12 protein-coding genes are annotated in these 12,922 nt (G+C 66.5%); 10 read left to right on the top strand and 2 right to left on the bottom strand.

Going from position 1 to position 12,922, the window contains the following annotated elements:
• Positions 1 to 22: 22 nt before the first annotated feature.
• The 9 genes from ABIE51_RS01735 to rpmG all read left to right on the top strand — a co-directional run bounded on the left by ABIE51_RS01735 (position 23) and on the right by rpmG (position 7,150).
• Positions 23 to 835 (top strand): ParA family protein, encoded by an 813-nt coding sequence (locus ABIE51_RS01735; protein ID WP_115842758.1) that lies wholly within the window; start codon positions 23 to 25, stop codon positions 833 to 835.
• Positions 832 to 1,740, top strand: coding sequence for a ParB/RepB/Spo0J family partition protein (locus tag ABIE51_RS01730; protein WP_115842759.1), 909 nt, complete (start codon positions 832 to 834; stop codon positions 1,738 to 1,740). Before ABIE51_RS01735 ends, ABIE51_RS01730 begins: the two co-directional genes overlap by 4 nt.
• A 17-nt stretch (positions 1,741 to 1,757) precedes the next feature.
• On the top strand, positions 1,758 to 2,183 hold the full coding sequence (locus ABIE51_RS01725) for a DUF4279 domain-containing protein (RefSeq protein WP_192631993.1): 426 nt from the start codon (positions 1,758 to 1,760) through the stop codon (positions 2,181 to 2,183).
• 24 nt (positions 2,184 to 2,207) lie between these two features.
• Positions 2,208 to 3,191 (top strand): NAD-dependent epimerase/dehydratase family protein, encoded by a 984-nt coding sequence (locus tag ABIE51_RS01720; protein WP_192631992.1) that lies wholly within the window; start codon positions 2,208 to 2,210, stop codon positions 3,189 to 3,191.
• A 4-nt stretch (positions 3,192 to 3,195) separates the two neighbouring features.
• On the top strand, positions 3,196 to 3,936 hold the full coding sequence (locus tag ABIE51_RS01715; RefSeq protein WP_192631991.1) for a glycosyltransferase family 2 protein: 741 nt from the start codon (positions 3,196 to 3,198) through the stop codon (positions 3,934 to 3,936).
• 26 nt (positions 3,937 to 3,962) lie between these two features.
• A complete protein-coding gene (locus ABIE51_RS01710; protein ID WP_386839253.1) occupies positions 3,963 to 4,289 on the top strand; it encodes a lipid-A-disaccharide synthase N-terminal domain-containing protein in 327 nt (108 codons plus the stop codon).
• 360 nt (positions 4,290 to 4,649) lie between these two features.
• Entirely contained in the window at positions 4,650 to 6,410 is a 1,761-nt protein-coding gene (locus tag ABIE51_RS01705) for a DUF885 domain-containing protein (protein WP_354504769.1), read from the top strand.
• A gap of 325 nt (positions 6,411 to 6,735) precedes the next feature.
• The gene (gene rpmB, locus ABIE51_RS01700; RefSeq protein WP_115842765.1) at positions 6,736 to 6,972 is read left to right on the top strand and encodes a 50S ribosomal protein L28; all 237 of its coding nucleotides are present in this window, start codon (positions 6,736 to 6,738) and stop codon (positions 6,970 to 6,972) included.
• A 13-nt stretch (positions 6,973 to 6,985) separates the two neighbouring features.
• The gene (gene rpmG, locus ABIE51_RS01695; RefSeq protein ID WP_115842766.1) at positions 6,986 to 7,150 is read left to right on the top strand and encodes a 50S ribosomal protein L33; all 165 of its coding nucleotides are present in this window, start codon (positions 6,986 to 6,988) and stop codon (positions 7,148 to 7,150) included.
• A gap of 256 nt (positions 7,151 to 7,406) precedes the next feature.
• Here the strand turns inward: rpmG and ABIE51_RS01690 are convergent, their stop codons facing one another.
• Positions 7,407 to 10,304 (bottom strand): TonB-dependent receptor plug domain-containing protein, encoded by a 2,898-nt coding sequence (locus tag ABIE51_RS01690; protein WP_354503235.1) that lies wholly within the window; start codon positions 10,302 to 10,304, stop codon positions 7,407 to 7,409.
• 30 nt (positions 10,305 to 10,334) lie between these two features.
• The gene (locus ABIE51_RS01685; RefSeq protein ID WP_192631989.1) at positions 10,335 to 11,315 is read right to left on the bottom strand and encodes a helix-turn-helix transcriptional regulator; all 981 of its coding nucleotides are present in this window, start codon (positions 11,313 to 11,315) and stop codon (positions 10,335 to 10,337) included.
• Positions 11,316 to 11,449: 134 nt separating this feature from the next.
• Between ABIE51_RS01685 and cls the strand changes: the two genes are divergently transcribed.
• Positions 11,450 to 12,868, top strand: coding sequence for a cardiolipin synthase (cls, locus tag ABIE51_RS01680; RefSeq protein ID WP_192631988.1), 1,419 nt, complete (start codon positions 11,450 to 11,452; stop codon positions 12,866 to 12,868).
• Positions 12,869 to 12,922: the final 54 nt, after the last annotated feature.

Raw genomic sequence — 12,922 nt, 5'->3', positions numbered from 1 at the left:
ACCCTAGACCAGGACGAGCCGCATGGCCCGCATCATCGCCGTCGCCAACCAGAAAGGCGGAGTCGGCAAGACCACCACCGCCGTCAACCTGGCCGCCGCGCTCGCGCGGACGCCCAAGCGCGTGCTGCTGGTCGACCTGGACCCGCAGGGCAACGCGACGATGGGCAGCGGCCTGGACAAGCGCGAGATCGACACCACGATCTGCGACGTCCTGCTGGGCGAGGCCGACGTCGCCTCGATCGTCAAGCGCACCGCCGAAGACTTCGACCTGCTGCCGGCGAACATCGAGCTGACCGCCGCCGAGATCACCCTGATGGGCGAATCCGACCGCGAGCAGCGCCTGAAGCGCGCGCTGGCGCCGCTGCGCGAGAACTACGACTTCATCCTGATCGACTGCCCGCCGGCGCTGTCGCTGCTCACGCTCAACGCGCTGACGGCGGCCGACTCCATCGTCGTGCCGATGCAGTGCGAGTACTACGCGCTGGAAGGCATCAGCGCGCTGATCGACACCATCGAGGCGCTCAAGGCCAACCTCAATCCGAAGCTGGAAGTCGAGGGCGTGCTGCGCACCATGTTCGACGTGCGCAACAACCTCGCCAACGCGGTGTCGGCCGAACTGATCAACCATTTCGGCGACCGCGTGTTCCGCACGATCGTGCCGCGCAACGTGCGCCTGGCCGAGGCGCCCAGCCATGGCCAGAGCATCGTCGGCTACGACCGCGCCAGCCGCGGCGGCATCGCCTACATGGGGCTGGCGGGCGAAGTACTGCGCCGCCAGCGCGAGCGCGACCAGGCCCGTGCCCGTGCTCCGCAACCGAAGGAGACCACGGCATGACAGTAGCCAAGAAGCGCGGCCTGGGCCGCGGACTCGAAGCCCTGCTGGGACCCAAGGCGGCCGCCGAGGCGCCGGTCCTGGAAGCCGTCGAAGGCGACGTGCTGCGCCATCTGCCGGTCGACGCGCTGACGCCCGGCAAGTACCAGCCGCGCAAGCACTGGGACCAGGAAAAGCTCGAGGAACTGGCCGAGTCGATCAAGGCGCAGGGCGTGATCCAGCCCATCGTCGTGCGCGACCTGGGCGGCAAGCGCTACGAGATCATCGCCGGCGAACGCCGCTGGCGCGCCTCGCAGCTGGCGGGGCTGGACCAGATCCCGGTCGTCATCCGCGAAGTCGACGACCGAACGGTCGTGGCGATGGCGCTGATCGAGAACATCCAGCGCGAAGACCTCAATCCGCTGGAAGAAGCCAACGCGCTGCAGCGGCTGATCGACGAATTCGACCTGACCCACGCGCAGGCCGCCGAGGCCGTCGGCCGTTCGCGCGCCGCCGTGTCGAACCTGCTGCGCCTGCTGGAACTGCCGCCGGAAATCCGCGTGCTGCTGGAAACACACGCGCTGGAAATGGGCCACGCCCGCGCACTGCTCGCACTGACGCCACAGGCGGCGATCGCGCTGGCGCGCCAGGCCGCCGAACACGGCTGGTCGGTGCGCGAGGTCGAACACCGCGTGCAGCAGCTCGCCGCCGGGCAGATCCCGACCAGCGGCAGCGCGAAGCCGAAGGCCGCCAAGGCCAAGCCGCAGGCCGACATCGTGGCGCTGGAGCGCGAGCTGTCCGAGTCGCTCAACACCAAGGTCAACGTGCTGCATGGCCGCGGCGGCAAGGGTCGCCTGGTGATCCACTACACCGACCTCGATTCGCTCGACGGCGTGCTGGAAAAGCTGCGCGGTTCCGTCACCGAGTAACCACCGGAGCGGCCGGCATGAACCCGTACCGCTACCGCGTCGCCCTTCGCGCGATCCATCCGCGCGACGACCTGCGGCCGCTGTTCGACCAGCTCGGCCTGTCGCCGGAACGCACGTGGCGCGCCGGCGAGCGGCGGACCTCGCCGGCGGGCATCCCGCTGGACGGCGTGTATCGCGAAAGCTACGCCTACACGAATCTGACACATGGATCGCGAAACTGGTCGGATGAGGATCTGCAGGACTACCTCCGCGGCATCCAGCAGAGACTGGCGATGCATCGCGACACGCTGCAGACGTTCTACATCCGTGGCGGACGCTGCGGCCTGTCGATCGGCCTGAGCGGCGAGAGCGGGTTCGGGTTCGAACTGGATCCCTCGCTCGGCGCCGGACTGGCGGACCTCAAACTGACACTGGGCTTCGACTTCCACGCCGAACCCGACTGATCTCCCACTGCAACGCGAGTTCCGATGGCTGACACCTCCCCCGGCACCATCCTCGTCACTGGCGCAGCCGGCTTCATCGGCGCCTACACCTGCCGCGCGCTCAAGGCCCGCGGCGCCCGCGTCGTCGGGCTGGACAACTTCAACGACTACTACGATCCGCAGCTCAAGCGCGACCGCGTCGCCGCGCTGTGCCCGGACACGGACATCCGCGCGCTCGACCTGACCGACCGCGATGGCCTCGCCGCGTTGTTCGACGAGGTCGCACCGACGCACGTGATCCATCTCGCTGCGCAGGCCGGCGTGCGCTATTCCCTGACCAACCCTCACGCGTACGTCGACAGCAACCTCGTGGGCTTCGTGAACATCCTCGAGCTGTGCCGCCATCGCGGCGTGCAGCACCTGGCGTACGCGAGTTCGTCGTCGGTGTACGGCGATTCGGCGACGCCGCCGTTCTCCGAAGACCAGCGCATCGACCAGCCGCGCTCGCTCTACGCGGCGACCAAGGCCGCCAACGAGCTGATGGCGCACACCTACGCGCACCTCTACGGCCTGCGTTCGACGGGCCTGCGCTTCTTCACCGTGTACGGCCCGTGGGGCCGACCGGACATGGCACCACTGCTGTTCTCGCGCGCGGTGCTCGCCGGCCGGCCGATCGACGTGTTCAACCACGGGAAGATGCGCCGCGACTTCACCTTCGTCGACGACATCGTCGCCGGCGTGCTCGGTGCACTGGAAAACCCGCCGGAAGGCGAAGTGCCGCACCGCGTCTTCAACCTCGGCAATCACACGCCGGTGGAACTCGAGCGCTTCATCGCGGTCATCGAACAGGCCGCCGGACAGCCGGCCCAGAAGGTCTACAAGCCGATGCAACCCGGCGACATGATCGAAACCATGGCCGACACGCAGCGCGCGCGCGATGCGTTCGGCTTCGAGCCGGCGACGTCGATCGAGGCCGGCCTGCCCCAGGTCGTGGCGTGGTGCCGCGACTACTTCGGCGAGAACGCCTGACGCCATGAGCACGTCCCCGCACCTTTCGGTCGTCGTACCGGTGTTCAACGAGCGCGACAACGTCGCGCCGCTGGTGCACGAGATCACCGCGGCACTGCGCGGCCGCGAACCGCGCGACGGCGGCGATTTCGAGATCGTCTATGTCGACGACAACTCGCGCGACGACACGCTGGCGGTACTGCAGGCGCTGAAGGCCGAGGTGCCGGAACTGCGCGTGGTGCATCACGTCACGCAGAGCGGCCAGAGCACGGCGATCCGCAACGGCGTGAAGGCCGCGCGCGGCGAGTGGATCGCCACGCTCGACGGCGACGGCCAGAACGATCCGGCCGACATCCCGAAGCTGATCGCCATGCGCGGCAGCTCGCCCGCCGACGTGAAGATGTTCGCCGGCTGGCGCGTGAACCGGCAGGACAGCGGTTCCAAGCGCTGGGCGTCGAAATGGGCCAACGCGATCCGCGCGCGCATGCTGCGCGACGACACGCCCGATACCGGTTGCGGCATCAAGCTGTTCGAACGCGCGGCGTTCCTCGAACTGCCGCACTTCAACCACATGCATCGTTACCTGCCCGCGCTGATGCAGCGCGCGGGCTACCGCACGGTGAGCGTGCCGGTGAACCACCGCGCGCGTTCGACTGGTGTGTCCAAGTACAACAACCTCGACCGCGCACTGGTGGGCATCGCCGACCTGCGCGGCGTCGCGTGGCTGATCCGCCGCGGCAAGGTCACGCGCACCGAAGAACTCTGAGCGGGGTTTCCATGGAATACGACTTCATGAACGCCCCCATCGCGTGGCTCGAATGGACCGGGCTGCACATGTCGCCGTGGAAGATCATCGGCCTGACCGGCGCGCTGATGTTCGGCGGCCGCTGGCTGGTGCAGTTCGTCGCCTCGCGCAAGCACGGAAAGCCCGTGATCCCGCGGTTGTTCTGGTACATGAGCCTGGTCGGCAGCGCGATGACGCTGGCGTACTTCGTGTTCTCGCAGAAGCAGGACTCCGTCGGCGTGATCCAGAACCTGTTCCCCGCCTTCACCGCCGCATACAGCCTGTACCTGGACATCAAGCACCGCGGCTGGAAACGGGACCGGGCGACGCACTGATTCGGGATTCGGGATTCGGGATTCGGGATTCGGGATTCGGGATTCGGGATTCGGGATTCGGGATTCGGGATTCGGAAAAGCAGCACACGACTCGTCTTGAATCCGTCATCCCGGCGAAGGCCGGGATCCAGGCCCGTAGCGCACGGCACTCCCCGGCGCCAAGCCATCTCACCGTCCGACCGTTGACGCTCAACCCAACCCCTCTACCGGCGGGAGAGGGGCCAAAGCACCGCGACCCACGTCACGCCCCGCCCCCCAAGCCGCCAGAATCCATGCCCTTGGGCCCACGCGCGAGGCCTCGCCGGGATGCGATGATCGGCCGGTTTTGATCGCACCGGGGATCCCGTGAAACGACTGCTCCTGACCGCCGCGCTGTCGGCCCATCTCGCCCTCGTCTCGTCCGCCGCTTTCGCCGGCCCGGTCGACGACCGCTTCCAGGCCATCTACGCGAAGGAATGGCAGTGGCGGCAGGCGGAAACCGGAAGCGCCGACGAGGACAACGACGGCTCCAGCGACCGCCACACCCTGCCCTCCGTCGACGCCGCCAGCCAGAAGGCGCGGCTGAAGGTGTGGGACGACGTACTGAAGCAGCTCGGCGCGATCGACGTCGCCCAGCTCGACACGCAGAACCAGGTGAACTACGCCGTCTACCGCGCGCAGGTGGAGAACCTCGCCGCCGAGGTGCGCCTGCGTTCGTACGAGATGCCGTTCAACTCCGACTCCTCGTTCTGGTCGAACCTCGGCTTCATGACGCGTCGTCCGATGCGCACCGTCGCCGATTACGAGGCCTACATCGGTCGCCTGCGCGACGTGCCGCGCTACTTCGACCAGAACATCGTCAACATGCGGGCCGGCCTTGCGCGCGGCTTCAGCGTGCCGCGCGCCGTGCTCGATGGCCGCGACGTCTCCATCGCCTCCGTCGCCGAGGTGAAGGATCCGACGCAGTCGAATTTCTACGAGCCCTTCAAGAAGATGCCGGCGGGCATTTCCCCGGCTGAGCAGGCACGCCTGCGCGACGCGGGTGCGGCCGCCATCCGCGAGCAGGTCGTTCCTGCCTACGCGAAGCTGCTCACGTTCTTCCGCAACGACTACGTGCCGCACGCGCGCAAGACGCTGGGCGCCGAGCAGATGCCGGACGGCAAGGCGTTCTATCGCCAGCAGATCCGCGAATACACCACGCTGGACCTGGGCCCGGAGGAGATCCACCAGATCGGCCTGAAGGAAGTCACGCGCATCCAGGCGGAGATGGACGCGATCATCCGGCAGGTCGGCTTCAAGGGCAGCTTCGCCGACTTCCTGAAGTTCCTTCGCACCGACAAGCAGTTCTACGCGAACACACCGCAGGAGCTGCTCGATCGCGCCGCGTGGATCTCCAAGCGCGTGGACGGCGAGATCGGCAAGTTCATCGGCACGCTGCCGCGCGGGCGCTTCACCATCGTGCCGGTGCCGCCGGACATCGCGCCGTTCTGGACCAGCGGTCGCGGCGGCGCGGGCACGTACTGGGTCAACACCTACGACCTGCCCTCGCGCCCGCTCTACAACCTGCCCGCGCTGACGCTGCACGAGTCCGCTCCGGGCCATGCATTGCAGGGTTCGCTCGCGAAGGAACAGGGCGAGCTGCCGGCGTTCCGTCGCGAGACCTACATCTCGGCCTATGGCGAAGGCTGGGGGCTGTACAGCGAGAAGCTCGGCGTCGAGATGGGCATCTACCAGACGCCGTACGAGGATTTCGGCCGGCTGACCTACGAGATGTGGCGCGCCTGCCGCCTGGTCATCGACACCGGCGTGCACCACAAGGGCTGGACCCGCGACCAGGCCATCGCCTACCTGCGCGACCGCACCGCACTGAGCGAGCATGAAGTGACGACCGAAGTCGACCGCTACATCTCCTGGCCGGCGCAGGCGCTGAGCTACAAGCTGGGCGAGATCACCATCGTCCGCCTGCGCGAGGAGGCCGAAAAGGCGCTGGGTCCGAAGTTCGACGTGAAGGCCTTCCACGACGCGCTGCTGAGCGAAGGCTCGGTGCCGCTGCCGGTGCTGGAGCAGCAGGTGCGGGCGTTCATTGCGAAGTCGGCGGCTCCAGCCGGGACGACTCCGGCACGGGCGGCAGCCAATCCCTGACGCCTGCCGACGGGGTGCAAGAGGTGGCGGGACTTTCCGCCGCCTTCCTGCCGGGACGAAGCCGAGGCAGGCCTGAGGCTGGCCCGCCTCGCAGCTGTGGATAAGTGCTTGCCCGGGACGCCGATCCCCGGCATAATGCGCGGCTCGCTGCGTCCGGTCTGTCCATCAGGACTCGACCGGGCGGGGTCCGGAAGCACGATTCCGTCCCGCCGCCGGCAGCCAGGATTTCACTACCCGTATCGTGCGCCGCCTCCGGATGTCCGGGCGCGGAGGGGCCGCCGCCGCCCTGGCCAAGGGCGACACCCCAATACCTTTCGAGGTGCGTATGGCCCGTATCTGCCAAGTAACCGGCAAGCGAACGACGACCGGCAACAACGTCTCGCATGCAATGAACAAGACCCGTCGCCGCTTCCTTCCCAACCTTCACGAGCGCCGCTTCTGGGTGGCTTCGGAGAACCGTTGGATCAAGCTGCGTGTTTCCAGTGCCGCCCTGCGCACCATCGACAAGAACGGCATCGATGCCGTCCTCGCCGACCTGCGCGCCCGCGGCGAGAAGATCTGAGGAGAACTGACCCATGGCTTCCAAGCGCGACAAGATCCGCCTGATCTCCTCGGCCGGCACCGGCCACTTCTACACCACCGACAAGAACAAGAAGAACACGCCGAACAAGATGGAGGTCAAGAAGTACGACCCCGTCGTTCGCAAGCACGTGATCTACAAGGAAGGCAAGATCAAGTGACGTGACGGCCCGATCGCGCTGCGCGCGATCGGCTTTGCCGGAACGTCATCCCCGCGAAAGCGGGGATCCAGCGCCTTCCGCTTGTTCGAAGCAGGCAAACAAAAACCCCGCCGAAAGGCGGGGTTTTTGTTTGCCTGCTTCTATACCAGGCGAGTGGCAAGCGCTGCGGTCGCTTGCGCGCGGCTCGGCAACCCTCGGAACAGCATCAAAAAACTACGGCCCCTTTCGGGGCCGTAGTTGCAACGCGCAATCGGACTCAGAAACTCTGCTGGTACTTCAGGTACCAGAAGCGCCCGATGTCGAAACCGCCGTTGTACACGAAGCTGCTGTCCGGCTTGCTGTACATGATCGGGCCTTCATGGTCGAACACGTTGTTCGCGCCGACGGCCACCGTGGCATTCCACGGCGTGCGATAGGCCACCTGCATGTCGTGGAAGGTGTTCGATCCGACGTTGCGCACTTCCAGCGCGCGCGTGTACGGCGAAACGAAATCCGGCTCGTCGCAGGACTCGTCATAGGCGCAGGCCTCCTTCACGCCGGAGTAGTAGCGCATGTTCCAGTTCGCGCTCCAATCGCCATACGTCCATGCCAGGCCGAGATTCGAACGCAGACGGAAGTTCGCACCGCCATCGTCGGCCCAGCCATTGAGCTGTTCGACCGGCGTCACCGCCTCGTTGTCTCGCTTGTACTCGAGGTAGTCGACGTACGTCGACTTCCAGTCGATCTTGAACTGACCGATCGAAGTTTCCGGCAGACGGTAGCTGACGGCGAAGTCGTAACCCGCCGTTTCCTGATAACCACCGTTGATCAGCGTGCGCGTCGCATCGATGACCTGGTAGCGCTTCAGGACGTTCTTGCTCGTGCCGCCCGCGCGTTCGAATCGATCACAGGATGCGTCGATACCCAGCACGTAGCACTGGTTGAGGATCGAGGTGACGGTTTCCGCAGCGATGACATCGTCGATGCGGATCTTCCACCAGTCTAGGCTCATGTTCAGCCCTTCGACGAAGCTGGGGCTCCACACCACGCCGAACGTGTAGCTCTGGGACGTTTCAGGCATGAGGTTCGGATTGGAGCCGGACAGATACGTGTAGTTCGTCTGGGTACCCGGGCCCGTCGCCGGAACGCCGCCGGATGCCTCCTGGCGGAACGTCGACGGAATGCCATCGGCGGCACAGCGCGCAGCCACGTCCGCGTTCGACTTCGCCGAGCCGAAGCTGCTATCGCACGGATCGGTCAGGTTGTCGAACGTGTCGGACGTGCCGCCGTACAGATCCGACACGGTCGGTGCGCGGAAGCCGGTCGCGTAGGTGCCACGGACCAGCAGGTCGTCGGTGGGCTTCCACTTCAGGCCGAACTTGCCGTTCACCGTGTCGCCGAAGGTGCTGTAGTCCGAATACCGACCCGCGACGTCCAACGTCAGCTCCTTCGCACCCGGAAGATCGGACAGCACCGGCACCAGGAGCTCGAGATAGACCTCATCCAGCGAGTACGAGCCGCTCGTGGACGCGCCGGCCAGATCGGTCGTCAGGCCCGACTGATCCATCGCATCCGGTGAGTAGAGTGCGCGTTCGCGACGATGCTCGAAGCCGGTCGCCAGGCTCAGGTCGCCGGCCGGCAGCGTCGCAAGCACGCCCGACAGGTTCGCCGAATACACCGTGGTGTCCGTGTCCGACGTGCCATGGCTGGTCGGGAACAGGTAGTCGCGCAACGCGGCGTCCGAGCTGAGCGAACCGGGCGCGCTCATGCCGTAGGCGGCGAGCGGATTCCACGGGATGCAGCCATCGATCACCGCCCCGGGCGCGCCGCAATGGACCACCCCATCGGAACCGAGGAACGACGGGCCCACGGCATCGGCGACGCGAGGAAGGAACAGGTTGCCCGTGCCCGTCTTCACGCCCTTGTTCTGGTTGTAGAGATAGCTGACGTCCCAGTCCCACGGCTTGTCCGCGATATCGAAGGAGCCTTCGAATCCGCCCGTGAACCGGAAGGTAGTGAGCTCCGAAAGCGTCTGACGCGGCACCTCCCACGTGCGACGCAGGAAATCGGCTTCCTCGCCGATCGGGTTGAAGTAGCTGTCCGCCGCGAGGGGCGTGCCGTACGCCGCGGACTGGAACGGGTAGCCTGCGATCTGTTGCAGCGTCTCCCGGTGCGTATAGAGCGCATCGGCCTTGAAGTGCACGGAGTCGGTCAGGTCGAAGCGGCCGTTCGCGAACAGCGACGTGCGCTCCAGGCCCGTCTGGACGAACATCTGCTGGTTCGTGTTGGCGTAGTCGTTGAGCGGATCGGTGACGTGGAAGTCCGCGAAGTTCCTCGGATCGCCATCCGGGTTCACCGTCCAGCTGACGGCATCGCCGTCGATCAGCCGCCCCTTCTGCGTCGTCGCGCTCCAGCCATTGGCGCGGTATCGCCCTTGGTAGACGTCCGGCACCGGATGGCTCGGGCCCATCCCGGATGCACTGAACGCCCGGTCCTTGGCCAGCACCGGCTCTTCCTTGCTGTACTCGACGCCCAGCGCCACCGCGCTGCGATCGCCTGCACTGCCGAGCAGGAAGTTGTAGACCTGCCTGGTGCCATCGCCCTGGCCATACTGGCCCAGGTACGCGCTCGCCTCCGCGCCCTCGAAGTTCTTGCGGGTGATGATGTTGATCACGCCCGCGATCGCATCGGAACCGTAGATGGCCGATGCGCCGTCGGTCAGCACTTCGACGCGCTCGACGATCGAGGTCGGGATCGAGGCCAGGTCGGAGTAGCCGCCCGACGTGATGCCCATGCGCTTGCCGTCGATGAGCACCAGCGTGCGCTCCGGCCCAAGGTTGCGCAGATCCACGTACTGGCCGCCGGTTTCCTCACCCGACGACAGCGCGTCGGCGCGGCTGATCGCGGGAGAGCCGGCAGCGCTGATGTTCTGGACGATATCGGCGACGCTCGTGAAACCCTGGCGCTGGATATCCGCGCGGGACAGGCTGATCACAGGCTGCTGCGTTTCGATGTCGGAACTGCGGATACGCGAGCCCGTCACCTCGATCTTGTCCAGCGTGGTCGCGTCCTTGCCGGAATCCTGCGCGAAGGCGAATGCCGGCGCGAGCGCAACGGCGATGCCCGCCGGCAGCACGCCGACGCGCACGGCCGTGCGCATGTTGCGATGCTTCATTTCTCTCTCCAGATATCTGTTATGAGCGCGTTAAGAGCGCTGCAAAACCTTATGGCCCGGGTGCGCCGAGCCTGTTTCCCGGTCGATGCGGAGAGATTCGCGGCCTGCGGCAATGTGGTTTGCGCGAGTGGGAGCGCACATTTGCGCGCTTTGTCCTTCATCGCGCGGCGCACCGCTTCGGTAGTCGGACGCGGTCATGCCGAAATGCGCGCGGAAGCTGCGCGCGAAGCTGCAGTTGTTGTCGAAACCGCTGGCGATGGCGACCTCACCGATGGTCATCGGCGTGGTCGAGAGCAGGTTCGCGGCGTGTTTCAACCGGAGGTTCGCACACGCGGCCTGCGGGCTTTCGCCATAGAGGCGGTGGAACACCTTCGAGAAGTACCACATCGAGAACTGCGTGCGATCGGCGAGTTCGGCGATACGGATGATCCGATCGCAATTGCCCTCCATGAACAGCCGCGCGCGCTGCATGCGTTCGAACACCTGCCGCTTGCGCGCGAGCGATGCCCCGGGGCACAGCGGGATGCGGCTGCGATCGTCGGCCTGCACGTCTTCCAGCTTCAGCAGCAGCGAACGGACGCGCGCCTGGTGCCCCGTCCCGATCGCACCCTCATGCTGGGAGGCGATGCGATACCACTGCCGTGCGATGTCGCGCGCCTTGTCCGGTGCGATCCGGCCCAGGCCGACGTGCAGGTCGAAGGTGCCGAAGCGCGTCATCGCCTTCAGCGCTTCGTCGGAAATCCCCATGCCGATGCAGAGGCCCTGCGCATCGGCCTGCACCAGCGGCGCGGAATCGCGGGCGAAGGCGATCCAGTCGCCCGCGCGGAGGTAGAACCGCCCCTCCTTGGCCTCGATCCATGCGCCACCGCGCATCTGGATCCAGATGGAAAGCTCCTGCCCGTGGAATTCCACGCTGCCCAGCCGGGAAGCACCGATGCAACGTGCCCACTGTCCTTGCGCCGACCCGATGCGCAATAGTTGTCCCCGGTCGGCCCACTTTGCCTTATCCATGATTGTTCATTCCAATGTCTGGTGAAGGCAGGCTATGAGGACGGTCGCGTGCGCCTCTATAGGATTGATTCGCCGTTGACTGTTCGTGCCGGAGGTTGCTCCGGCACGTGTCGGGATCCGCAAGGAGCGTTTCGATGAATGCCGAAACCCAACTTGGCTACCTGCTGTTCCTGTTCGACTGGCTGATACGCCTAGCGGCGCTGGCGTGGATCCCGGTGCGTTGTCCCCCTGCGGCCGCGCGCAGCTGGTTGCTGCTGGTCGGGTTCGTCCCCTTGTTCGGCTTGCCGCTGTATCTGCTGCTCGGGCACCCGTGGCTCGCGAAGCAGCGCCGGCAGCGGCAGGCACTGGCGTCGCAGCTCATTCGCGATCGCCAGGCGAACCTCGCGATGCTGCGCTGGACGCCGACCGCGCACGGCATGTCCGCCGACATCACGCGGCTGGCCGAGCGGCTGGGCGATTTCATGCCGGTGCACGGCAACGCAGTCGAACTGCTGGACGATTACGACCGCTCCATCGCCGCGCTTGTTTCGGACATCGACAACGCGCGTGAGGAAGTGCACCTGCTGTATTACCTGATGTTCGACGACGCGGTCGGTCGCACCATCTTCGATGCGCTGCAACGTGCGAGCGCGCGTGGCGTGCGATGCCGGCTCCTGCTCGACGCCGTCGGCGCGAAGCCCGGATTGCGTGCATTCGCCAAACCACTCCGTGACGCCGGCGTGGAAGTGCACGCGATGCTCGCCGGCGGTTTGAAGTGGCGCAGCCTCTCGCGCATGGACCTTCGCAACCACCGCAAGCTCGCGCTGATCGACCGGCGCATCGGCTACGTCGGTTCGCAGAATCTCGCCGATGCCGCGTTCGTTCCGGGCTATCCCAATCGCGAGCTCGTCGCGCGCGTGCGCGGCCCGGTGGTGAGGCAGATCGCCGCGCTGTTCGCCAGCGACTGGCTCATCGAGACGGGCGAGCGACTGGTCATCGGCGAGTTCCCGACGAACGCCGAAGGCAGCACACCTGCGCAGATGCTGCCAAGCGGCCCGGCGTACCCGTTCGAGAACGCGCGCAATCTCGTCGTCGCGCTGGTGCAACGGGCGCGGCGGCGCGTGGTGCTGGTCACGCCGTACTTCGTGCCGGACGACATGACGCTTGGCGCGCTGCGAGTGGCCGCGCTGTCGGGCGTCGACGTGCAGCTCGTGCTGTCGATGAGCAACAACCAGCGACTCACGCGCTGGGCGCAGCGGTCCTATTACGACGAGCTGCTGAAGGCCGGCGTTCGCATCGCGCTGTATCGGCCGCACTTCCTGCACGCCAAGCACCTGAGCGTGGACGACGAGGTCGCGCTGATCGGCTCGATCAATCTCGACATCCGCTCCTTCGCGCTCAACGCCGAAGCCGGACTGGTGTGTTTCGATCCGGCCGTGGTAGCGCGGCTGCACGAGGTCGAGTCCGATTACCTTCGCGATTCGCAGCAGCTCGAACTGCACGAATGGCGCCGCCGGCCGCGCTGGCACCGGAGCGTGGAGGGCATGGCGCGGCTGGCCGATTCGCTGATGTAGCCCTGCCCGTTCAGCCGGTCGCACCGGGGTCCGGCCGAGCCGCGCGGCCGGTCG

The sequence above is a fragment of the Lysobacter sp. OAE881 genome, from assembly GCF_040546665.1.
Classification (GTDB): Bacteria; Pseudomonadota; Gammaproteobacteria; order Xanthomonadales; family Xanthomonadaceae; genus Lysobacter_J; species Lysobacter_J soli.
This window is presented reverse-complemented; position numbering and strand designations above follow the sequence as displayed.